This window comes from Streptomyces sp. NPDC054887, from assembly GCF_053610585.1.
This window is the reverse complement of record NZ_JBSGYQ010000060.1, coordinates 23,850-46,745: the sequence shown is the minus strand read 5'-3', so window position 1 is coordinate 46,745 and position 22,896 is coordinate 23,850. Positions and strand designations below refer to the sequence as shown.

At 72.4% G+C, this 22,896-nt stretch carries 18 protein-coding genes; 5 read left to right on the top strand and 13 right to left on the bottom strand.

Features of this window, described 5'->3' with window-relative positions:
• Window positions 1-31 precede the first annotated feature (31 nt).
• The 4 genes from ACWGH0_RS27475 to lipB all read right to left on the bottom strand — a co-directional run bounded on the left by ACWGH0_RS27475 (window position 32) and on the right by lipB (window position 3,069).
• Entirely contained in the window at window positions 32-733 is a 702-nt protein-coding gene (locus ACWGH0_RS27475) for a DUF4191 domain-containing protein (RefSeq protein ID WP_453406924.1), read from the bottom strand.
• A gap of 10 nt (window positions 734-743) precedes the next feature.
• Window positions 744-956, bottom strand: coding sequence for an SCO2195 family GlnR-regulated protein (locus ACWGH0_RS27470; RefSeq protein WP_453406923.1), 213 nt, complete (start codon window positions 954-956; stop codon window positions 744-746).
• 240 nt (window positions 957-1,196) lie between these two features.
• Complete coding sequence (lipA, locus tag ACWGH0_RS27465) at window positions 1,197-2,162, bottom strand: lipoyl synthase (RefSeq protein ID WP_453406922.1); 966 nt, start codon at window positions 2,160-2,162, stop codon at window positions 1,197-1,199.
• Between the two features lie 109 nt (window positions 2,163-2,271).
• Complete coding sequence (gene lipB / locus ACWGH0_RS27460) at window positions 2,272-3,069, bottom strand: lipoyl(octanoyl) transferase LipB (protein WP_453406921.1); 798 nt, start codon at window positions 3,067-3,069, stop codon at window positions 2,272-2,274.
• 234 nt (window positions 3,070-3,303) lie between these two features.
• On the opposite strand from lipB, the gene ACWGH0_RS27455 reads away from it, so the two are divergent.
• Window positions 3,304-4,749 (top strand): regulator, encoded by a 1,446-nt coding sequence (locus ACWGH0_RS27455; RefSeq protein WP_453406920.1) that lies wholly within the window; start codon window positions 3,304-3,306, stop codon window positions 4,747-4,749.
• A 79-nt stretch (window positions 4,750-4,828) separates the two neighbouring features.
• Here the strand turns inward: ACWGH0_RS27455 and ACWGH0_RS27450 are convergent, their stop codons facing one another.
• Both ACWGH0_RS27450 and ACWGH0_RS27445 read right to left on the bottom strand, forming a co-directional pair.
• A complete protein-coding gene (locus ACWGH0_RS27450) occupies window positions 4,829-6,133 on the bottom strand; it encodes an NAD(P)/FAD-dependent oxidoreductase (RefSeq protein WP_453406919.1) in 1,305 nt (434 codons plus the stop codon).
• Between the two features lie 223 nt (window positions 6,134-6,356).
• Window positions 6,357-7,256, bottom strand: coding sequence for a TIGR01777 family oxidoreductase (locus tag ACWGH0_RS27445; RefSeq protein WP_453406918.1), 900 nt, complete (start codon window positions 7,254-7,256; stop codon window positions 6,357-6,359).
• Window positions 7,257-7,305: 49 nt separating this feature from the next.
• Here ACWGH0_RS27445 and ACWGH0_RS27440 point away from each other — a divergent pair, with 49 nt between their 5' ends.
• Together ACWGH0_RS27440 and ACWGH0_RS27435 are read left to right on the top strand one after the other, a co-directional pair.
• Window positions 7,306-7,833 carry an N-acetyltransferase family protein gene (locus ACWGH0_RS27440; protein ID WP_453406917.1) on the top strand — a complete coding sequence of 176 codons (528 nt, stop codon included), beginning with the start codon at window positions 7,306-7,308 and terminating at the stop codon, window positions 7,831-7,833.
• Window positions 7,834-7,908: 75 nt separating this feature from the next.
• Window positions 7,909-9,021, top strand: a complete 1,113-nt coding sequence (locus ACWGH0_RS27435; protein WP_453406916.1) for a PP2C family protein-serine/threonine phosphatase — start codon at window positions 7,909-7,911, stop codon at window positions 9,019-9,021.
• A 10-nt stretch (window positions 9,022-9,031) separates the two neighbouring features.
• Here the strand turns inward: ACWGH0_RS27435 and ACWGH0_RS27430 are convergent, their stop codons facing one another.
• On the bottom strand, window positions 9,032-9,550 hold the full coding sequence (locus ACWGH0_RS27430; RefSeq protein ID WP_453406926.1) for a DUF4240 domain-containing protein: 519 nt from the start codon (window positions 9,548-9,550) through the stop codon (window positions 9,032-9,034).
• 187 nt (window positions 9,551-9,737) lie between these two features.
• On the opposite strand from ACWGH0_RS27430, the gene ACWGH0_RS27425 reads away from it, so the two are divergent.
• The gene (locus tag ACWGH0_RS27425; RefSeq protein WP_453406915.1) at window positions 9,738-10,664 is read left to right on the top strand and encodes an SDR family oxidoreductase; all 927 of its coding nucleotides are present in this window, start codon (window positions 9,738-9,740) and stop codon (window positions 10,662-10,664) included.
• On the opposite strand, the gene ACWGH0_RS27420 is transcribed toward ACWGH0_RS27425, so the two are convergent.
• The 6 genes from ACWGH0_RS27420 to ACWGH0_RS27395 all read right to left on the bottom strand — a co-directional run bounded on the left by ACWGH0_RS27420 (window position 10,661) and on the right by ACWGH0_RS27395 (window position 20,528).
• A complete protein-coding gene (locus ACWGH0_RS27420; protein ID WP_453406914.1) occupies window positions 10,661-11,665 on the bottom strand; it encodes a helix-turn-helix transcriptional regulator in 1,005 nt (334 codons plus the stop codon). The genes ACWGH0_RS27425 and ACWGH0_RS27420 overlap by 4 nt on opposite strands.
• Window positions 11,666-11,763: 98 nt before the next feature.
• A complete protein-coding gene (aceE, locus tag ACWGH0_RS27415; protein WP_453406913.1) occupies window positions 11,764-14,433 on the bottom strand; it encodes a pyruvate dehydrogenase (acetyl-transferring), homodimeric type in 2,670 nt (889 codons plus the stop codon).
• A gap of 251 nt (window positions 14,434-14,684) precedes the next feature.
• Complete coding sequence (locus ACWGH0_RS27410) at window positions 14,685-15,308, bottom strand: GntR family transcriptional regulator (RefSeq protein WP_453406912.1); 624 nt, start codon at window positions 15,306-15,308, stop codon at window positions 14,685-14,687.
• Between the two features lie 98 nt (window positions 15,309-15,406).
• A complete protein-coding gene (gene sucB, locus ACWGH0_RS27405; RefSeq protein WP_453406911.1) occupies window positions 15,407-17,209 on the bottom strand; it encodes a 2-oxoglutarate dehydrogenase, E2 component, dihydrolipoamide succinyltransferase in 1,803 nt (600 codons plus the stop codon).
• A gap of 53 nt (window positions 17,210-17,262) precedes the next feature.
• The gene (lpdA, locus tag ACWGH0_RS27400) at window positions 17,263-18,651 is read right to left on the bottom strand and encodes a dihydrolipoyl dehydrogenase (RefSeq protein WP_167519076.1); all 1,389 of its coding nucleotides are present in this window, start codon (window positions 18,649-18,651) and stop codon (window positions 17,263-17,265) included.
• 323 nt (window positions 18,652-18,974) lie between these two features.
• Complete coding sequence (locus ACWGH0_RS27395; protein WP_453406910.1) at window positions 18,975-20,528, bottom strand: leucyl aminopeptidase; 1,554 nt, start codon at window positions 20,526-20,528, stop codon at window positions 18,975-18,977.
• 340 nt (window positions 20,529-20,868) lie between these two features.
• Between ACWGH0_RS27395 and ACWGH0_RS27390 the strand changes: the two genes are divergently transcribed.
• Window positions 20,869-22,884: a hypothetical protein gene (locus ACWGH0_RS27390; protein ID WP_453406909.1), complete on the top strand. Its 2,016-nt coding sequence runs from the start codon at window positions 20,869-20,871 to the stop codon at window positions 22,882-22,884.
• Window positions 22,885-22,896: the final 12 nt, after the last annotated feature.

Sequence of the window (22,896 nt, the reverse complement as noted above, 5' to 3'; positions counted from 1 at the left end):
CTTTCCCGTATGTCGTACGGGGCAGGAGGGGTCAGCGCATCTTTCCGCGCGGCATGCGACCACCCTTGGGCATGGGCCCCTTCGGCAGTGGCATGTTGGACATCAGGTCGCCCATCGCGCGCAGCCGGTCGTTGGCCGTGGTGACCTGGGGGCCGGTGAGGACGCGCGGCAGCTTGAGCATCGTGGTGCGCAGCTTCTTCAGCGGCACCTGACCCTCGTCGTTGCCGACGATGATGTCGTGGACCGGTACGTCCACCACGATCCGCGCCATCTTCTTCTTCTCGGCCGCCAGCAGGGTCTTCAGCCGGTTCGGGTCGCCCTCGGCCACCAGGACGATGCCTGCCTTGCCGACGGCCCGGTGCACGACGTCCTGGTTGCGGTTCATCGCCACGGCCGGAGTCGTCGACCAGCCGCGCCCGACGTTCTGCAGGACGGAGGCCGCAGCGCCCGGCTGTCCCTCCATCTGCCCGAAGGCCGCTCGCTCGGCACGGCGTCCGAAGACGATCGCCATCGCGAGGAAGGCCAGCAGGAAGCCCAGAATGCCCAGATAGACCGGGTGATCGATCAAGAAGCCGATCGCGAGGAAGACACCGAACGTGACGATGCCCACACCCGCGAGTACGAGACCGATCTTGGAATCGGCCCGCCGGGTCATCTTGTAGGTCAGGGCAATCTGCTTGAGTCGCCCGGGGTTCGCAGTGTCCGCGTTGTCTGCGCGTTCCTTCCTCGCCATGCTGTGAAGTTTACGTTGCCTGGGAAGTCCGGCCCGCCACGGCCTCCAGTACGTGCTGGGCCTCGACCCGGTCCTTCGCCCTGCGCCGGTCCTCGAGCACCGATGTCCAGGCGTTTCGGCGTGCGGTGCGCTGCCCGCCGCCCATGAGCAGGGACTCGACGGCGCGCAGGGCGTCGGTGACGGACGGGACGGCGGTAGCGCGGACGGGTGTCGCGGCCTGCATGGTGTGGGTCCCCCCTCGGAGTGGTGACTCGGGAACGGGAAGGTGCGGAAGTGGAGCTGTGTGTAAACCTAGGGTCACTGATTGGTGTTACCAGCGCATGACCGGGCGGTCAAACACCCATGAACCCATGACACGTACGGGTGAAACGACGGCGCGGCCCGCACGTCCCCCCTACCTGCGGGGACGGTGCGGGCCGCGCCGTATCGGCCATTACTGGCCAGTAATCACTTGTGCCGGGATTCACACGGACGGCGTGGTGGACAGCGCCGCGCGCCGCTCCATCGCCTGGCCGAACAGACGGCCCGCGCGGTACGACGAACGGACCAGCGGCCCGGACATCACACCGGAGTAGCCGATCTCCTCGGCCTCCTTCTGGAGCTCCACGAACTCGTGCGGCTTCACCCAGCGCTCGACGGGGTGGTGACGCGGCGAGGGGCGCAGGTACTGCGTGATCGTGATGAGCTCGCATCCCGCGTCGTACAGGTCCTGGAGCGCCTGGCTGACCTCTTCGCGCTCCTCGCCCATGCCGAGGATGAGGTTCGACTTGGTGACGAGGCCGGCCTCGCGGGCGCGGGTGATCACTTCGAGGGAGCGCTCGTAGCGGAAGCCGGGGCGGATGCGCTTGAAGATGCGCGGCACCGTCTCCACGTTGTGGGCGAGGACCTCCGGGCGGGACGAGAAGACCTCGGCCAGCTGCTCGGGGACCGCGTTGAAGTCGGGGATCAGCAGCTCGACCTTGGTGCGGCCGGCCTCGCGCTCCGAGGTCATCGCGTGGATCTGGCGCACGGTCTCCGCGTACAGCCAGGCGCCGCCGTCCTCCAGGTCGTCGCGCGCGACGCCGGTGATGGTGGCGTAGTTCAGGTCCATCGTGACGACGGACTCGCCCACACGGCGCGGCTCGTCCAGATCGAGCGCGGCGGGCTTGCCGGTGTCGATCTGGCAGAAGTCGCAGCGCCGGGTGCACTGGTCGCCGCCGATGAGGAAGGTGGCCTCGCGGTCCTCCCAGCATTCGTAGATGTTCGGACAGCCGGCCTCCTGGCACACCGTGTGCAGCCCTTCGCCCTTCACGAGCGCCTGCATCTTGGTGTACTCGGGGCCCATCTTCGCCCGGGTCTTGATCCACTCGGGCTTGCGCTCGATGGGGGTCTGGCTGTTCCGGACCTCCAGGCGCAGCATCTTGCGTCCGTCGGGTGCGACTGCGGACACGTCCGGCTCCCTACGACTTCGATTCTTCGGCGTCCACCAGGGTACGCCCGATATTTGTACGGGATTACGTCTCGCCAACCCATGGCCATCGGTCGGCATTCCCGGGGAGCTAGGCGGTGGCCTTCTCGACGGGGCGCGGGGCGAGATCCGCGTTCTCCAGGACGTCCCGCAGGTGCTTCTCTATGACCGGCAGGACCTCCTCGATCGTCACGTCGCGGCCGATCTCGCCCGCGAGCGAGGCGACGCCGGCGTCCCGGATGCCGCAGGGGACGATCCGGTCGAACCAGGTGTTGTCCGGGTTCACGTTCAGCGCGAAGCCGTGCATCGTGACGCCCTTGGCGACGCGGATGCCGATGGCCGCGAGCTTGCGGTCCTCGCGGCGCTGGCCGGCGTTGGACGGGGCGTACTCGGGGCCGTTCAGCCTCGGGTCGAACTCCTCGTCCTGGAGACGCGGGTCGAAGTCCAGGGAGAGCCCGCCGATCGCCGGCCGCTGCTCCACCGGGTCGCCCAGCACCCACACGCCGCTGCGGCCCTCGACCCGGCTCGTCTCCACGCCGAAGTCGGCGCAGGTGCGGATCAGGGCGTCCTCCAGGCGGCGGACGTGCGCGACCACGTCGACCGGACGCGGCAGCTTCATGATCGGGTACCCCACGAGCTGGCCGGGGCCGTGCCAGGTGATCTTGCCGCCCCGGTCCACGTCCACCACGGGCGTCCCGTCCAGCGGGCGCTCGCTTTCCTGCGTACGCCGTCCGGCCGTGTAGACCGGCGGGTGCTCCAGGAGCAGGCAGGTGTCCGGAACGTCGTCCAGGAAGCGCGCCGCGTGCACCTCGCGCTGCTTCTGCCACGCCTCCTGGTATTCGACCGCATGCTCGCCGAACCCCAGTCGGACAAACCGCAGCTCACTCACGGCAACGCCTCCCTCGAACCGACAACCAGCGCGTTGTGCGCGCCTCAGCCACTGTACGACCGCTCCGGGCAGGGTCACCGGGCAGGTCGTTTTCGTCAGCGTCGCCACAAATCCTCACACGATCGGATGAATGCGGGTCGAAGGGGCCGGACCGGACGGCGGGGGCCGCTAAATTCGCGCCGTTCCATGAGGGCTGCTGCCCGGGCGCCCAGAAGGCAGGAGACCGCACAGCTGATGACGGAACGACCCCCGCAGCGCACGCCCAACCGCCAGCTCGCCGCGCTCATCGCGGAAGCGGGATTCTCCAACGCGGGCCTCGCCCGACGGGTGGACCAGCTCGGCCTGGAGCACGGCCTCGACCTGCGGTACGACAAGACGTCGGTGACCCGCTGGCTGCGCGGCCAGCAGCCCAGAGGCACCACGCCCGCGCTGATCGCCGAGGTCTTCACCCGGCGTCTCGGCCGCCGGCTGACCGCCCAGGACCTGGGACTCGACGCGTGCGCGCCGGTCTACGCCGGGCTGGAGTTCGCGGCCGGACCCGAGGAGGCCGTCGACATCGTCAGCGGGCTCTGGCGCAAGGACTCCGGCAGCCACGCCGAGCTGCGCAAGATCGCCTTCACCCCGGCGGGGCTCGTCGTGCCGAGCCGGGACTGGCTGATCGGACGCGCGGACGACCGGGTCGCCCGCGGCGACCCGCCGCCGGTCAACGGCGCCCGGGTGCCCGCCCAGGGCCGCGCCGCCGTGCCCCGCCAGCGCCAGACCGACCGCGGACCCGGGCAGCGCGTGACCACGGGGGACATCGCGGCGCTGCGCTCGGTGGGCGAGCTGTTCCGGACGCTCGACCAGGCCTACGGCGGAGGGCACGCCCGCCAGGCCCTGGTGCGCTACCTGGAGCACGAGACGGAACCGATGCTGAGGGGCACGTACGGGGAGGCGACCGGGCGGCGGCTCTTCGCGGCCGCCGCGGACCTGACCCGGCTGGCGGGCTGGACGTCGTTCGACATCGCCGCGCACGGCCTCGCCCAGCGGTACTTCGTCCAGGCCCTGCGGCTCGCCCAGGCGGCGGGCGACCGGCCGTACGGGTCGTACGTCCTGGTCACCATGAGCCGGCAGGCGGTCCACCTCGGCCACGGGCGGGAGGCCGTGCAACTGGCGCGGGTCGCGCAGCAGGGCGTGGGCAGCGCGGCGCCGGCCGTCGTGCAGGCGCTGCTGCACTCGGTGGAGGCGCGCGGGCACGGCGTGCTGGGCGAGGTCCGTGCCTGCACGGCCTCGCTGGTACGGGCGGAACGCGCGATGGAGGCGGCGCGGCCGGGGGACGAACTGCCGCACTGGGCGCGCTTCTTCGACGAGGCCCAGCTGGCGGACGAGTTCGCGCACTGCCACCGGGACCTCCAGCAGTACCGCGCGGCGGCCCAGCACGCGGAGCGCTCGCTCCAGCTCCGCTCGCCCGGCTACGCCCGCAGCCGGCTGTTCTGCCGTGTGGTGCTGGCGACCGCGCGGCTGGGCCTCGGGGAGCTGGACCAGGCGTGCTCGCTGGGGGCGGAGGCCGCCCAGCAGGCCACGGAGATGCGGTCGGCGCGGGCGCTGGAGTACGTACGGGACTTCGAGAAGCGGCTGGAGCCGTACCGCGACGCGGCGGCGGTCCGCACCTACCGGGACCGGGTGGCGGCGCTGGGGTGACCCGCCCGGTCCCGGTTCCCAGCGGGTTGCCGGACGGAGGCGGGTCGTCCGCGCGGGGCGGCGAGGGCGCCCGCGGGCTCTACGCCGCCTCGCGCAGGGGCTCCGCCGCGTACCCCGGCTGGATCCCGAAGTCGCGGAGGATCTCGTGCGCCGCCCGGCGGCCCGAGTGCAGCGCGCCCTGCACCGTGCTCGTCTCCCGGTGGTCACCGCACACGTACAGGCCCGACAGCAGCCGCACGGGGCGGCGCAGGTCGTGCGGCGCGGGCATGGCCGGGACCGCTTCCCTGTCGTGGTGGACCGCGAGGAGTTCCCAGTCGTCGGTGGACACGCCGTACAGCCGGGCCAGGTGCGCGCGGACCGCGCGGTCGGGGTGCGGCGGCGGCGTGCCGAGGACGGTGGAGGAGATCAGCGACCGGCCGCGCGGCGCGCGCGACGGGTCCACCTCGCTGAGCACCGCCGTGTGCGAGACGGGACCGCTCCGGTCGGCGTCCAGCAGGAGAGCCGGGTCCGCGAGCGGGGACGCGGGCGCGGCGTGGTGCACCACCGTCACCTGGTGGAAGCCCGGCACCCGGAGTCCCGGCAGCAGCCCGGCGGCGGCGCGGGCGCCGGTGGCCAGCAGCAGGGCGCGGCAGCCGAACTCGCCGTGCTCCTCGGTGGTCACCGAGGTGGTCGAGGCCCCGGTCACCCGTACCCCGGTCCGGACGGTCCCCGGCGGCAGCGTGGCCGCCAGCAGTTCGGGCAGCGCCGACGCCCCGCCCGCCGGCACGCACAGCCTGCCGCGCGCGAAGCCGCGCAGCGCGAGGTCGGCGCACCGGCTGGAGGTGGTCAGTCCGGGGTCGCTGAGGAGCGCGGAGAGCAGCGGGCGCAGGAAGCCGTTGACCGTACGGGACGGCAGTCCGCGCCCGGACAGGGCTTCGGCGGCGGTCCGTTCGGGCCGGGCCGTCAGCCGGTTCACCGGTGTGGCCGCGAGCCGCCCGAGGGCCGAGCCGAGCCGTGCCTGGTCGAGCGCGCCGCCGAACGGCGGGCGGGGCGCGCCGGCCAGGGCCCGTGCGGCGCTGAGCGCGCCGCGCGCGCTCCCCGCCTCGCCCGCGCGGTAGTGGCGGCCCTCGCTGTGCACGAGGACGCCGGGGGAGAAGGTCCGCAGTGCGAGCCCTTCGAGGCCCGGGGTGCGGAGCAGTTCGGGGTAGGCGGTGCTGAGCACCTGGCCGATGCGGTCGAGCCGGAACCCGTCGATCTCCTCGGTCGCCATTCTGCCGCCGACCCGGGGGGCCGCCTCCAGGATGCCGACCGTCACTCCGGCGCCGGTCAGCCGATGCGCCGCGGCGAGGCCGGCGACACCGGCCCCCACTATGACGACGTCCGCGTGGTGTGCGGTGGTGAGCACGTGTCCCTCCCCGAGGTCGGCGTGACTGTGGGGGTCTCATGCCCCCGACAGGTCCACGGAATGCCCGAGTTCGGGTTGCAGCGTAGAAGCGGACGCGGGGCGGGCGCAGTCGCGCATCGACCGGGGCATCGGAGCACAACCGGAGCACACCCGGAGAAAAGTGGTCACGCGACGGACAGGAAGTGGCCGGAAGCGTTCAGTTGTGCACGTGGTGCGACCGGCTTCAGTTCAGCGCCGCCCGCAGCGCGTCGTCGATCCGCGGGAACGCGAACGAGAAGCCCGACTCCTCCAACTGCCGCGGCAGCACCCGCTGACTGACCAGTACGTCCGTGGAGAACTCGCCCAGCGCCAGCCGCAGCGCGGCCTCGGGGACGGTGAAGAGCGTGGGCCGCTTCAGCACCCGCCCCATCGCCGCGGTGATCTCACGGTTCGTCACCGGTGCCGGGGCCGTCAGGTTCACCGGGCCCGCGAGCGACTCGGTGTCGATCAGGTGGCGCAGCGCCGCGACCTGGTCGTGCAGCGCGATGTAGCTCTGGTACTGGCGGCCGGACCCCAGCCGCCCGCCGAGCCCCGCCTTGAAGAGCGGGAACAGCCTTCCCCACGCCCCGCCCTCGCGGGCGACCACGAGTCCCGTACGGGCGAACACCGTCCGTACGCCCGCCTCCTCGGCCGGCGCGGCGGCCTCCTCCCAGTCCACGCACACCGACGGCAGGAAGCCCTCGCCCGGCGGCGCCCCCTCGTCCACCGCCCGGTCGCCCGTGTCGCCGTAGAACCCGATCGCAGAACCGCAGACCAGCACCCTCGGCGGCGTGTCCAGCGAGGCGACGGCCTCCGCGATCGCGGCTGTGCCGAGGACCCTGCTGTCGCGGATCTCCTTCTTGTACGACTCGGTCCAGCGGTGGTCGCCGACGCCCGCACCCGCGAGGTGGACGACGGCCTCGCACCCGGCGAGCCCGTCGGCGTCGACGTAGGCGCGCCCGGGATCCCACGTCACCTCATGGGGGCCGGTGGCCGGGCGCCTCACCAGCCGGCGCACCTCGTGTCCGTCCGCGCGCAGCGAGCGCACGAGCGCCGTACCGATAAGACCGGTCGAGCCGGTGACCGCGATCAGCATGCCGTCCATCCTGCCCCGGATTCCCGCCGCCCGGGCACCGGATGGCACAGTGGCGGCCATGCCGGAACCCACTGCCGCACTCGTGATACGTCCCGCCACGGCGGCCGACGAGAAGGAACTGGCCGCGCTCGACCGGGAGACCTGGTCGCCGCTGCATTCGGTGCAGCCCAGACCGCTGCCGCCGTACGGCCCCTTCTTCGACGCGGGGCACCTGCCCGAGGACTACCTGGTGGCCGAGGTGGACCGAAGGGTCGCGGGTTACATCCGGACGGTCGCCCCCACGCCGCTGCCGTGCAACGCGCACGTACGGCAGATCCAGGGCCTGGCCGTGGCGGACAGCGCGCGCGGGCGCGGGATCGGGCGGGCGCTGCTGCGCGCCTCGTGCGCGGCGGCCCGGCGCCGGGGCGCCCTGCGGATGACGCTGCGGGTCCTCGGTCACAACGCGCCGGCGCGGGCCCTGTACGCGAGCGAGGGCTTCGTCGTCGAGGGCGTGCTGCCGGGCGAGTTCCATCTCGACGGACGGTACGTCGACGACGTGCTCATGGGGAGGTCGCTGACGGGCGTGCCCGGGCCCGCTGGGCCATAGTGGGAGGGGTATGGACAGCCTCCGGACGCCGCCCGCCCCGGCGACCCGCGCGATGAGCCGCGGGTCCTCGGCGCCATGAGTTCCGCGCGCGCCAGGGGCGCGGAGGAGGTGCCGGGCTGGCTGCGCGGGACGCCGCAGCCGCGCTGGCTCAGGGCGCTGCCCGCGGTCATCCTCGCGGCCCTCACCTTCGCCCAGATCATCACGCCGCAGACCCTCCAGCTCGGCTACTTCGTCGTGGCCGTGACCCCCGTCGCCGCCCTCGCCTACGGGCCGCTGAGCGTCGCGGTGCTCGGCGGCCTCACCCTCCTGACGCTGAGCCTTCCGTACGGCCGGCGCATCTGGGACGTGGAGACGCCCGACCTGCTGGCGGTGGTGGTGGTCGTCGTCCTCAGCGTGGTCATCGCCACCGTGCGCACCCGGCGCGAGCAGCAGCTGGTGACCGTACGCACGGTGGCGGAGGCCGCCCAGCTCGCCGTACTGCCGCCGCTTCCCTCCGCCGTCGGGCGGGTGCGGTGCGCGGGGCTCTACCGGTCCGCGCAGCGCGGCCTGCTGGTGGGCGGCGACCTGTACGACGTGCGCCAGGGCCCCTTCGGCGTACGGGCCCTGGTGGCCGACGTGCAGGGGCACGGTCTGGAAGCCGTCGCGACGGTCGCCGCGCTGCTCGGGGCCTTCCGCGAGGCGGTGCTGGACGAGGAGGACCTGGCGCGGGTCGCCGCCCGGCTGGACCGGCGCCTGGTCGTCGACTCCGCCGCCGTCGAACACGCGGAACTCTTCGCGACGGCCGTGGTGCTGGAGTTCCCGCCCGACGAGGCCGTCCTGCGCGTGGTCAGCTGCGGACACCCGCCGCCCCTGCTGCTGCGGGGCGGTACGGCGCGCGAGATCGCCGTGGACCCCGCGCCGCCGCTGGGCATCGGGCTGGCCGGAACGGTCCCGGTCGCGGTGGCCTCCCTGCCGCTGGAGCCCGGCGACCGCGTCCTGGCCCACACGGACGGGGTGACGGAGGCGCGGGACGCCTCGGGCACCTTCTACCCGCTGGCCCGGCGGCTGCCCGCGCTGGCCGCCGACGTTCCGCAGGACGACCTGATGGCCCTCAACGAGGCGGTGCGCCAGGACCTCGTGCGCTTCGCGGGCAAGGCGGAGAACGTGCAGGACGACGTCGCCCTGCTGGCGCTGGCCCGCCTCGGCTGAGAGGCCCCCGCTACTTGCCGAAGCGCTCCCACAGACGCGGGAAGCGGTCGGCCAGGGCCCCGGCGTCCTCCAGGTCGAACGCCGGGCCCTCCGGCTCCGCAGCCTGCGACGCGACCCCCAGGTCGGGCGCTTCCACGCCGGTGAGCTGCTCGTACGCCTCGTCCGCCGCGTACCCCAGCTCCTCGCCGTCGCCGTCGATCTCGTCGTCGAAGTCGTCCAGGAGGTCGGCCAGGTTGTCCGGATCGTGCAGGGCGCCCTCGAAGACCTCCCTGCCCTGGCCGATCAGCCAGCAGCGGAAGTAGTCGAACGCGTCGTCGCTCGCGCCGCCGAGCAGCACGGCCGCCGCGCCCCACAGGTCCCAGCGGTACGCGCGGTTGTAGCGGGCCTCGAAGTGTCTGGCGAAGTCGAGCACGGAGTCGGGGTCGAGCTGGAGCAGCGCGTCGACCAGCAGGTCGGCGTGGTCGTCGGGGTCACCCTCGGCGGCCTCGCGGGTGTGGTCGATGATCTCCCAGAATTCCGTCTCGTCCATCACGGGACAAGCATCGGGGTTGCCGCAGGCCCGCGCACGCGCAGTACCCCGGATGCGGCTGTGTCGTTACCGTGCCGCGTCCGGGCGTGCGGCGTGGCGCGGTATACCCGACAGAAGATGTCTGCTTTCAGTGCCAGTGTGGTGCCGTAAGGAGCGGAACAACGGCATCAGAGGGTGAGGAGCAGGCATGGCTGAGCAGGACACGCCCCTCAGGGGCAGGATCGCGCTGGTGGCCGGGGCGACCAGGGGCGGCGGCCGGGCGATCGCCGTCCAGCTGGGGGCCGCCGGAGCGACGGTGTACGTCACCGGGCGCACCACCCGCGAGCACGTCAGCGAGGTCGGGCGGCCCGGCGAGACCATCGAGCAGACGGCCGAACTCGTGACCGAGGCGGGCGGCGAAGGCATCGCCGTACCCACCGATCACCTGGAGGTCGACCAGGTCAGGGCGCTCGTCGAGCGGATCGACCGGGAGCACGGACGCCTCGACGTCCTGGTCAACAGTCTCTGGGGCGGCGACCACCTGCTCGAGTTCGGCAAGAAGATGTGGGACACGGACCTCGCGGTCGGGCTGCGGATGCTCGAACTCGGCGTGAAGACACACGCCGTCACCCTCGGCGTCGCGGTGCCCCTGCTGGTGCGCCACCCCGGCGGTCTCGTGGTGGAGATGACCGACGGTACGGACGAGTTCAACCGCACCCGCTTCCGGGAGAACTTCTACTACGACCTGGCCAAGAACGCGCCGATCCGCATGGCGTTCAACCTCGCCCACGACCTGAAGGACGTGGGCTGCACGGCCGTCGCCGTCACCCCCGGCTTCCTCCGCTCGGAGGAGATGCTGGACGCCTTCGGCGTCACCGAGGAGAACTGGCGCGACGCGATCGCCCAGGTCGCCGGCTTCGAGGTCGCCGAGTCGCCGGTGTACGTCGGCCGGGCGGTCGCGGCAATCGCCGCCGACCCGGACCGGGCGCGCTGGAACGGGCGGTCGCTGTCCAGCGGGCAGCTCGCCAGGGAGTACGGCTTCACGGACACGGACGGCAGCCGGCCGGACGGCTGGCCGTACTACACGGAGGTCGTGCTGGGCGGCAAGGACGCCCCGGTGAGCGACTACCGCTAGTCCCGCGCCGCCGGCCGGTCCCGCGCCGCCCGCAGGTCGTAGAGCCGCGCCGTACGGGCCGCGGCCTCCGCGAAGCGTTCGCGGAGGCCGGGCGGGTCCAGCACCTCCAGCTCCGGCCCCAGCGAGAACAACTGGCCGAAGGCGACCTCGTACGACTCGACCGGCAGGGTCACCGTGACGCGCCCCAGCTCGTCCGGTGGCCCGGCGGACGCCAGCGCCTCGGTCGACGCCGCCCGGTCCACGGCGTACGGCAGCTGGCGCGCGCCCGCCTCCGACAGCCGGACCCGCACCTCGGAGCGCAGGATCGAGCGGGCGAAGTCCGCCGCCCGCTCCTCCCAGAACTCCGGCAGCACGAAACTCTCGTCCCGTACGAAGCGCTCCTCGGAGACGGCCACGGCGGCGAACCGGTCGATCCGGTACACCCGGAACTCCTCGCCCGAGCGGGCGCACAGGTACCAGACGCCGGCCTTGAGTACGAGACCGTACGGGGCGAGTTCCCGCTCGACCTCGCGGTCGTGGCCGCGCCGGTAGCGGCCGGTGATCATCCGGTCGTCCCAGACGGCTTCCGCGATCGTCGGCAGCAGCTCGGGCGTCCTGGGCTCCTGGTACCAGCCCGGGGCGTCGAGGTGGAACCGCTGGGCGGCCGTGTCGGAGGCGTCCCGCAGCGACGGCAGCAGCGCCGCCGAAACCTTCAGCCTGGCCGCCGACGCCGCGTCGTCGAGCCCCATCTCGCGCAGCGCGTGCGGCAGGCCCGACAGGAACAGCGCCTCGGCCTCACTGCGGGCGAGCCCGGTCAGCCGGGTGCGGTAGCCGCCGATGAGCCGGTACCCGCCGGTCCGTCCCCGGTCCGCGTACACCGGCACGCCCGCCTCGGAAAGGGCTTGCGCGTCCCGCGTGATGGTGCGCTCCGAGACCTCCAGCTCACGGGCCAGTTCGCCGGCGGTCATGGAGGGGCGGGACTGGAGCAGAAGCACCATTTTGATGAGGCGGGCTGCGCGCATGGCGGCCATTGTGCCGGGTGGCGGGCGCGTGTGGGGGCGCCGACCGGGGTCTCTTGCCCACCCCTGCCCGGTCCCGCCCGCGGCCGTCGTCGTACGGGTTACAGCCCGTACCGCTCCCGTGCTTCCTTGACCGCCGAGGCCGGCACCTCGCCGCGGCGGGTGAGCTGGGCCAGGGCGGCGACCACGATCGACTGGGCGTCGACGCCGAAGTGGCGGCGGGCCGCCTCGCGGGTGTCCGAGAGGCCGAAGCCGTCCGTGCCGAGCGAGGAGTAGTCCTGCTCGACCCACTGGCTGATCTGGTCCGGGACCTGGCGCATCCAGTCGCTCACCGCGAGGACCGGGCCGGGCGCGCCCTCCAGCGCCTGCGTGACGTACGGCGTGCGCACCTCGCCGCGCAGCAGCGCCTCGTCGCACTCCAGCGCGTCCCGGCGCAGCTCGCCCCACGAGGTGGCGGACCAGACGTCGGCCGCGACGCCCCAGTCGGCGGCGAGCAGCTCCTGCGCCTCCAGGGCCCAGTGGATCGCCGTGCCGGAGCCGAGCAGCTGGACGCGCGGGGTGTCGGCGGTGGCGTTCGCCGCTTCCTTGAAGCGGTAGAGGCCCTTGACGATGCCCTCCTCCACGCCCGGGGGCATGGCGGGCTGCGGCTTCGGCTCGTTGTAGACGGTCAGGTAGTAGAAGACGTCCTCGGCCTGGGGGCCGTACATCCTGCGCAGGCCGTCCTTGACGATGACCGCGACCTCGTACGCGAACGCCGGGTCGTAGTTGAGCGACGCCGGGTTGGTGGACGCGATCAGGTGCGAGTGGCCGTCCGCGTGCTGGAGGCCCTCGCCCGTCAGGGTCGTACGGCCGGCGGTCGCGCCGACGATGAAGCCCTTGCCGAGCTGGTCGGCGAGCTGCCACATCTGGTCGGCGGTGCGCTGCCAGCCGAACATCGAGTAGAAGATGTAGAACGGGATCATCGGCTCGCCGTGCGTCGCGTACGACGAGGCGGCGGCGATGAAGTCGGCCATGGCGCCGGCCTCGGTGATCCCCTCGTTGAGGATCTGGCCGTCCTTGGCTTCCTTGTAGTACATGAGCTGGTCGCGGTCGACCGGCTCGTACGTCTGACCCAGCGGCGAGTAGATGCCGGCCGACGGGAACAGCGACTCCATGCCGAACGTGCGCGCCTCGTCGGGGACGATCGGCACCCAGCGCCTGCCGGTCTCCTTGTCCCGCATCAGCTCCTTCGCCAGGCGCACGAAGGCCATGGTGGTGGCCATCTCCTGCTTGCCCGACCCCTTCAGCAGGGCGCTGAACGCCCGCTCGGAGGGCTCGGGCAGCGAGACGGCGTGCACCCGGCGGGCCGGGGCCGGGCCGCCGAGCGCCGCACGGCGCTCCTGGAGGTAGCGCACCTCGGGGGAGTCGGCTCCGGGGTGGCCGTACGGGACGAGGTCCTCGTCGAGCTTCGCGTCGGGGATCGGCAGCTCCAGCAGGTCCCGCATGGCGCGGAACTCCTTGCCGGAGAGCTTCTTCATCTGGTGGTTGGCGTTCTTCGACTCGAAGCCCGGGCCGAGCGTGTAGCCCTTCACGGTCTGCGCGAGGATCACCGTCGGCGCGCCCTTGAACTCCACGGCCGCCTTGTACGCCGCGTACACCTTGCGGGCCTCGTGGCCGCCGCGCGAGGTGTGGAAGCACTCGGCGATCTTGGCGTCGGTCAGCAGCTTCCCCAGCTCGACGAGCGCCGGCTCGGAGCCGAAGAAGTGCTGGCGGATGTAGGCGGCGTCGCGGGTCGCGTACGTCTGGAACTGGGCGTCCGGCACCTCGCGCAGGCGGCGCAGCAGCGCGCCCCTGGTGTCGAGCTGGAACAGCTCGTCCCAGGCGGAGCCCCAGAGCGACTTGACGACGTTCCAGCCGGCGCCACGGAACTGGCCCTCCAGCTCCTGCACCACACGGAAGTTGGCGCGGACCGGGCCGTCGAGGCGCTGGAGGTTGCAGTTGATGACGAACGTCAGGTTGTCCAGCTGCTCGCGGGCGGCGAGCGCGAGGGCCGCGGTGGCCTCGGGCTCGTCCATCTCGCCGTCACCGAGGAACGCCCAGACGTGGGAGTTCGAGGTGTCCTTGATGTTGCGGTTGGTGAGGTAGCGGTTGAAGCGCGCCTGGTAGATCGCGGAGAGCGGGCCGAGGCCCATCGACACGGTCGGGAACTCCCACAGCCAGGGCAGGCGGCGCGGGTGCGGGTACGAGGGCAGGCCGTCGCCGCCGGACTCCTGGCGGAAGCGGTCGAGCTGCGCCTCGTTCAGGCGGCCGTCGAGGAAGGCGCGGGCGTATATGCCGGGGGAGGCGTGGCCCTGGATGTAGAGCTGGTCGCCCGAGCCGTCGCCCTCCTTGCCGCGGAAGAAGTGGTTGAAGCCGGTCTCGTACAGCCAGGCGGCGGACGCGAAGGTGGCGATGTGGCCGCCGACGCCGAAGCGGGAGCCGCGCGTGACCATGGCGGCTGCGTTCCAGCGGTTCCAGGCGGTGATCCGGGCTTCCATCGCCTCGTCGCCGTCGAAGGCGGGCTCGGCGTGGGTCGGGATGGTGTTGACGTAGTCCGTCTCCAGCAGCTTGGGCAGCGCGATGCCGGCGCCTTCGGCGTGCTGGAGCGTGCGGCGCATCAGGTAGGCGGCCCGCTGGGGGCCGGCGGCCTTGGTGACGGCGTCGAGGGAGGCCGCCCATTCGGCGGTCTCCTCGGTGTCACGGTCCGGGAGCTGGTCGAGCTCGCTCGGAGAGATGCCTACGGGGTCGGTCATGATGGCCGCCTTCCGGACAGGAGGGGGGTGGAGAAAAGGGGTGCCTTGTCTGGCAGGACAGGGCGGCGGGTCGGTGGACCCGCCGACGACTGTAAGTCCCTGATCGATGATCGATCAAAGCCTGGAGGCGAAAAACTTCTCCGTACACCGAAATTGGCATTCCGTGCCGCGAAATAGGGCACCGGGTGCCGCACCCTTTCGCGGCATTCCGGGTGGTACGGGCGGCCGTGGCCGCCCCGCACCGCAGGGCGTCACGCGCGCGGCGCGCAGCCCAGGACGTGCGCCTTCACCAGGGTGCCGATGTCCGGATCACGGCGGCGGAACGCCTGCACCAGGGCCTCGTGCTCCTCGGCGTACGACTTCTGGACCGTGCCGAGCCAGCGGATCGACAGCGCGGTGAACACCTCGATGCCCAGGCCCTCCCAGGTGTGCAGCAGGACGCTGTTGTCGGCCGCGCGCACCAGCTCGCGGTGGAAGGCCACCGTGTGGCGCACCTGCGCCGTTCCGTCCGCCGTGCGGTCCGCCTCGTACAGGGCCGTCACATGGGGCTCCAGCGCCGAGCAGTCCTGCGCCAGCGTGGACGCCGCCAGCTCGGCGGCGATCTGCTCCAGGCCGGCCCGTACCGGATAGCTCTCCTCCAGGTCGGCCGCCGTGAGGTTCCGCACCCGTACGCCCTTGTTGGGGGCGGACTCGATCAGCCGCAGCGACTCCAGCTCGCGCAGGGCCTCCCGTACGGGCGTCTGGCTGACCTCCAGCTCGGTCGCGATCCGGCGCTCCACGATCCGCTCACCCGGCTTCCAGCGCCCGCTGACGATCCCCTCCACGATGTGCTCGCGGATCTGCTCGCGCAGCGAGTGGACGACGGGCGGGGTCATGAAGCGCTCCTTCAAGCCGTGTTCGGTCTCTAGACCATACGGCGGCGCCCCCGCCCGGAGGACTCCGGACGGGGGCGCCGACGCTGGTGAGACGAGCGTTACAGGCCGAGCTCGACCTCGAACTCGCCGGCCTCCAGGATCGCCTTGACGGCCGTCAGGTAACGGGCCGCGTCGGCGCCGTCGACCAGGCGGTGGTCGTAGGAGAGAGCCAGGTACGTCATGTCACGGATCGCGATGGTCTCGCCGAGGTCCGGGCGGTTGATGACCACCGGGCGCTTGACGGTGGCGCCGATGCCCAGGATGGCGACCTGGTTCGGCGGCACGATGACCGTGTCGAACAGCGCACCGCGCGAACCGGTGTTGCTGATCGTGAAGGTCGCGCCGGACATCTCGTCCGGGCTGATCTTGCCGGAGCGGGCCTTGCCGGCCAGCTCGGCGGTCTTCTTGGAGATGCCGGCGAGGTTGAGGTCGCCCGCTCCCTTGATGACCGGGGTCATCAGACCCTTCTCGGCGTCCACCGCGATACCGATGTTCTCGGTGTCGAAGTAGGTGATCGTGCCCTCGTCCTCGTTGATCCGGGCGTTGACGACCGGGTACGCCTTCAGCGCCTGGGCCGCGGCCTTGACGAAGAACGGCATCGGGGACAGCTTGACGCCCTCGCGGGCGGCGAACGCGTCCTTCGCCCTGTTGCGCAGCTTCATCAGCTTCGTGATGTCGACCTCGACGACCGAGGTCAGCTGGGCCTGCGTGTGCAGGGCCTTCATCATGTTGTCGCCGATGACCTTGCGCATGCGCGTCATCTTGACCGTCTGACCGCGCAGCGGGGACGCCTCGAGCGACGGAGCCTTCGAGGCGGCGGCCGGGGCGGCCGGAGCCGGGGCGGCGGCAGCGGCCCTGGCGGCCTCCGCGGCGGCCACGACGTCCTGCTTGCGGATACGGCCACCGACGCCGGTGCCCTTGACCGAACCCAGGTCGACGCTGTTCTCGGCGGCGAGCTTACGGACCAGCGGGGTCACGTACGCACCGTCCGCGTCGCCCGTGGAGGGGGCGGCGGGGGCGGGGGCGGCCGGAGCGGCGGCGGCCGGAGCCGGGGCCGCGGGAGCCGGGGCCGCGGGAGCCGGCGCGGGGGCGGCCGGAGCGGGCTGGGCCGGAGCCGGAGCCTGAACGGCGGCCTCGGCCGGAGCCGGAGCGGGAGCCGGAGCGGCGGCGGGCTCGGGAGCCGGAGCGGCGGCGGGGGCCGGGGCCTCCTGTGCCGGGGCGGCGGCCGGGGCCGCGCCCGCGGCGCCGATGACGGCGAGCTTCGCGCCGACCTCGGCGGTCTCGTCCTCGCCGACCAGGATCTCCAGCAGCGTGCCGGCGGCCGGGGAGGGGATCTCGGTGTCGACCTTGTCGGTCGAGACCTCGAGCAGCGGCTCGTCCTCCGCGACCTCCTCGCCGACCTCCTTGAGCCAGCGGGTGACGGTGCCCTCGGTGACCGACTCGCCCAGTGCGGGCAGCACCACGTCGGTACCGGAGGCGCCGCCGGCCGGGGCGGCGGCGGGGGCCTCAGCGGCGGGGGCCGGGGCCGGAGCGGCCTCGGGCTGGGGCTCGGCGGCGGCCGGGGCCGGAGCCTCGGCGGGCGCCTCGGCGGCGGCCGGGGCGGGGGCCTCGGCGGGCGCCCCCGTGCCGTCGTCGATGACGGCCAGCTCGGCGCCGACCTCCACCGTCTCGTCCTCGGCGACCTTGATGGACGCGAGGATGCCGGCGGCGGGGGCCGGGATCTCGGTGTCGACCTTGTCGGTCGAGACCTCGAGCAGCGGCTCGTCGGCCTCGACGCGCTCACCCTCGGCCTTGAGCCAACGGGTGACGGTGCCCTCGGTGACGCTCTCGCCGAGCGCCGGAAGGGTTACGGAAACCGGCATGGTTTCTGTTGCTCCTTACGAATTGCGGAAGTGGTCGTCGCGCCCGGACTGAATCAGTCGTGGGAGTGGAGAGGCTTGCCCGCGAGGGCCAGGTGGGCCTCGCCCATCGCCTCGTTCTGCGTCGGGTGGGCGTGGATGAGCTGCGCGACCTCGGCCGGCAGCGCCTCCCAGTTGTAGATCAGCTGAGCCTCGCCGACCTGCTCGCCCATACGGTCACCGACCATGTGGACGCCGACCACGGCACCGTCCTTGACCTGGACGAGCTTGATCTCGCCCGCGGTCTTCAGGATCTTGCTCTTGCCGTTGCCCGCGAGGTTGTACTTCAGAGCGACGACCTTGTCCGCACCGTAGATCTCCTTGGCCTTGGCCTCGGTGATGCCGACGGAAGCGACCTCGGGGTGGCAGTACGTGACGCGCGGCACACCGTCGTAGTCGACCGGAACGGTCTTCAGACCGGCCAGGCGCTCCGCGACCAGCATGCCCTCGGCGAAGCCGACGTGCGCGAGCTGGAGGGTGGGGACGAGGTCGCCGACGGCCGAGATGGTGGGCACGTTGGTCTGCATGTACTCGTCGACGAGGACGTAGCCGCGGTCCATCGCGACGCCCTGCTCCTCGTAGCCGAGCCCCTGCGACACCGGGCCGCGGCCGATCGCGACGAGCAGCAGCTCGGCCTCGAACTCCTTGCCGTTGGCCAGGGTCACCTTGACGCCGTCGGCGGTGTACTCCGCCTTCTCGAAGAAGGCGCCGAGCGAGAAGTTGATGCCGCGCTTGCGGAAAGCGCGCTCCAGCAGCTTCGAGCTGTTCTCGTCCTCGACCGGCACGAGGTGCTTCAGGCCCTCGACGATGGTGACGTCGGTGCCGAAGGACTTCCACGCGGAGGCGAACTCGACGCCGATGACGCCGCCGCCGAGCACGATCGCGGACTTCGGGACGCGGTCCAGCGTCAGCGCGTGGTCCGAGGAGATGATGCGGTTGCCGTCGATCTCCAGGCCCGGCAGCGACTTCGGCACGGAGCCGGTCGCCAGCAGGACGTGGCGGCCCTGGATGCGCTGACCGTTGACGTCGACGGAGGTGGGGGAGGAGAGCTTGCCCTCGCCCTCGATGTACGTCACCTTGCGCGAGGCGACCAGGCCCTGCAGCCCCTTGTACAGGCCGGCGATCACGTCGTCCTTGTACTTGTGGACGCCCGCCATGTCGACGCCGTCGAAGGTGGCCTTGACGCCGAACTGCTCGGACTCGCGCGCCTGGTCGGCGATCTCGCCCGCGTGCAGCAGCGCCTTCGTCGGGATGCAGCCGTTGTGCAGGCAGGTGCCGCCGAGCTTGTTCTTCTCGATCAGGGCGACGTCCAGGCCCAGCTGCGCTCCGCGCAGCGCCGCGGCGTACCCGCCGCTGCCACCGCCGAGGATCACTAGGTCGAAAACGGTGCTGGCGTCGTTCGCCACGTCACGTCCTCCATGCATGTGCGCCGGTCGCCGGTCGTCGACCGGGCGGCGGCTGGTGTTCGGCCGCTTTTATTCGGCCCTGTGGTGGGGGCCCTGTCCTGCCGAGAACCCATCTTCGCACTTGTTGACGGACGGCGGGACGTGGGGCCAGGGTCCGAGACGGACGCGGGACCGCCCGTCTCGGGTTACTGGGGTGTACGGCTGTGCGGATTTCGTTGAAGGCGAAATCGGACGTACGTATTCCTGCGTGCGTCCGGTCGCGCGTACGGCCCCGGACGCGAGCCCGGGACCGTACGACCGTACCTACGGCGCAAGCGCGCGGATCAGCCGAGGTCCCCGGCGGCGGTGCGCTCCGCGAGCGACACCAGGGTGCGGACCGCCGAGCCGGTGCCGCCCTTGGGGGTGTAGCCGAACGGGCCGCCGTCGTTGTAGGCCGGACCGGCGATGTCCAGGTGCGCCCAGGCGATGTCGTCGCCGACGAACTCCTGGAGGAACAGACCGGCGACCAGGCCGCCGCCCATCCGCTCACCCATGTTGGCGATGTCGGCCGTCGCGGAGTCCATGCCCTTGCGCAGCTCGGCCGGCATCGGCATCGGCCACGACTGCTCGCCGGCCTCCTCCGCGATCTCGTGGACGGCCGTACGGAACGACTCGTCGTTGCCCATGATCCCGAAGGTGCGGTTGCCCAGCGCCAGCACCATCGCGCCGGTCAGGGTCGCCACGTCGACGATCGCGTCCGGGCGCTCCTCCGAGGCGCGGGTCAGCGCGTCGGCCAGGACCAGGCGGCCCTCGGCGTCCGTGTTGAGCACCTCGACGGTCTTGCCGCTGTACATGCGCAGCACGTCGCCGGGGCGGGTGGCCGTGCCGGACGGCATGTTCTCGGCGAGCGCCAGCCAGCCGGTGACGTTCACCCGCAGGCCGAGGCGGGCGGCGGTGACGACGGCGGCGAACACGGCGGCGGCGCCCGCCATGTCGCACTTCATCGTCTCGTTGTGGCCGGCCGGCTTGAGCGAGATGCCGCCCGAGTCGTAGGTGATGCCCTTGCCGACGAAGGCCAGGGTCTTCTCCGCCTTGGGGTGCGTGTACGCGAGCTTCACCAGGCGCGGGCCGTGCTCGGAGCCCTGGCCGACGCCCAGGATGCCGCCGTAGCCGCCCTTGGCGAGCGACTTCTCGTCGAGCACCTGGACCTTGAGGCCGTGCTCCTTGCCCGCGGCGGCGGCCACGGCGGCGAAGGACTCGGGGTACAGGTCGTTCGGCGGGGTGTTGACCAGGTCGCGGGCGCGGTTGATCTCCTCGGTCAGCGCGAGGGCGCGCTCCACGGCCGCCTTGAACGCCTTGTCGCGCGGCTTGCCGCCGAGCACGACGACCTCGGCGAGCGGCTGCTTCGCGCCCTTGCCCGCGCCCTTCTCGCCCTTGCCGTCCTTCTCGCCGCCCTGGTAAGCGGTGAAGGCGTACGCACCGAGCAGGGCGCCCTCCGCGACGGCGGCGGCGTCCTCGACGGCCTCGACGGGCAGTGCGAAGCCGGCCTTCTTGGTGCCGCTCAGCGCGCGGGCTGCGGCGCCGGCCGCGCGGCGCAGGGCCTCGGCGCCGTACGCGTCGTCCTTCTCCAGGGCCGCGCCCAGGCCGACGGCCAGAACGACCGGCGACTTGAAGCCGGAGGGCGCGGGCAGCTTGGTGACCTCGCCCTCGCCGCCTGTGGCGCCCAGGGTCTGCAGGACGGAGGCGAGCTTTCCGTCGAACGCCTTGTCCACGGCCTCGGCGCCGGGTGCCACGACCAGGTCACCGGACTTCGATCCGGCGCCCTTCGCCACACCGACGACGATGGCGTCGGCGCGCAGCGCGGCCGCGCCCGAAGTGCTGAGAGTGAGAGCAGTCACGGTGGTGAAATCTCGCTTCCGTTGAGTTCTTCGGCCGATGGGGTGGGGTCGGCCGTGCCCGGCGCCGGTGTCCTGGTGGCCCGGTGGCCGGGCAGCACGGCCGGACGAGCGCCAGGGCCGAGCCTACGCGCGGTTGCGCCGTTCGATCACAGCAGCGAGCAGTTCACTCATCAGAGGTGTCCTTCCCAGGTTTGCGATACGGGCGATGAGGTCTCCGTCACACTCGTGGCGATCCGGCAAGTGACCGTTCCTCGCTGGGCGTGATGTGCACACATCGTCCGCCGATTCTTTCGTGCGGCGACCGGTCTGGGGAGGGTGCGCCATGGCGTACAAGAGGCGTATGGGCAGAACCGGAGCGGCCCTGCTGGTGGGCGGACTGCTCGCCGTGACGGCGCCGCCGACCGGCGCGGGAGCGGCCACCGTGCCGCGCGTCGACCTGCGGGTGCTCGTCGTCGACGACGGGGGCGACGCGGTGGACGCGGTCGAGTCGGAGCTGCGCGGCACCGGTGTCCCGTACACCGTCGTACGGCTCGACCAGCCGGGGCGGCCGGTCATCGACGCGGCCTTCCTCGCGGACACGGTGGACGGCCGGCCGCGCGCCAAGTACCAGGGGGTCGTGCTGCCCGCCGCTGACCCGTTCGGCGCGGGCTCCGCCGAGTCCGAGGCCCTCGCGGCCTACGAGCGGACCTACGGCGTCCCGCAGGTCGACGCGTACAGCTGGGCGCATCCGGGCGTCGGCCTCGACTACACGAGCGACGGCGGGTACGCCGGGCCGCTCGACGGGGTGAAGGCCGCGGTGACCCCGGCGGGGAAGGCCGGCCCCTTCGGCTACCTCGACGGCGCCGTCGAGTTCGAGGACAACTCGCCGTCCGTCGGCGAGAGCTACGGGTACGCGGGCCGGCCCCGCGAGGGCTACACCAGCTACCTCGACATGCCGGTGGCCGGGGACGGCGGGCGCGCCAGCCTCATCGGCGAGTACGCGCACGACGGACGCCGCGAGCTGGTCGTCACCTTCGCCTACAACCGGCACCAGCGGCAGTTCCGGCTGCTCGCCCGGGGCATCGTCGAATGGCTCACCCAGGGCGTCCACCTCGGGCAGAGCCGCAACTACTTCTCGGTGCACGTCGACGACGTCTTCGCGCCCGACAGCCGCTGGGACACCGAGCTCAACTGCACCCCCGGCGACTTCGACTGCGGGAACGGCGAGGGCGAGGGCACCACGCCGATCCGGATGACCGCGGCGGACGCCCGGTACGCCGCAGAGTGGCAGCAGAACGCCGGCTTCACCCTCGACATGGTCTACAACGCGGGTTCCGGCGAGGCGTGGAAGACCGCGAACGGCGGCGCCGACCCGCTCACCGCCCAGCTGCTGGCCGACCGGGCGAAGTACCGCTGGGTGAACCACACGTACACCCACCCGTTCCTCGGCTGTGTGCAGGACACCTCGACCGTGCCCTGGCAGTGCGCGAAGAACGCCGCGGGAAGCACGCTGTGGATGAGCCGCTCCGCGATCACCGCCCAGATCAGGAACAACCACGCCTGGGCGGTGAACAAGGGCATCGCCGTCGACCGGGCCGAGCTGGTCACCGGGGAGCACTCGGGGCTGAAGACGCTGCCGCAGCAGCCGGTGGACAACCCCAACCTGGCCGGCGCGTTCGCCGACAGCGGCGTGAAGTGGGTGGCGAGCGACAACTCGCGCGAGCCGGGCCAGCGGGCCGTGGGCAACGCGCTCACCGTGCCGCGCCACCCGATGAACGTCTACTACAACGTCGGCACCGCCGCCGAGATGACCGACGAGTACAACTGGGTCTACACGAGCAGGGCCGACGGCGGCAGCGGCGTCTGCGAGACCAACCCCGGCTCCACGTGCCTGGACCGGCCGCTCGACCCGGCGACCGGCTACGCGGCGCACATCGCGCCCCAGGAGGCACGCACGGCGCTCGGCCACGTCATCGCCAACGACCCGCGCCCGCACTACGTCCACCAGTCCAACCTGGCCGAGGAGCGGATCCTCTACCCCGTCCTGGACCGCGTGCTCGGCGACTACCGCGCCCTCTTCGCGGACAACACCCCGGTGGTCAACCCGCGCCACCGGGACGCCGGTCTTGAGCTCTCCCGCCGCGCCGCGTGGGACAAGGCGCTCGCGGACGGCAGGGTCACGGCGTACCGCATCGGCACGACCGTCACGGTCAAGGCGCCCGCGGGGGTCGTGGCGCCGGTCACCGCGCCGGAGGGCACCCGCAAGCAACTCCTCGTCGGGACCAACGTGTTCGGGACGTCGTACGCGGGAACGCGCTCGGCCTGGACGGCGCCCGAATCGCTCCAGCAGGCGGTCACGCTCCGGCTCCCGGCCTGACCGGTCCGCCAC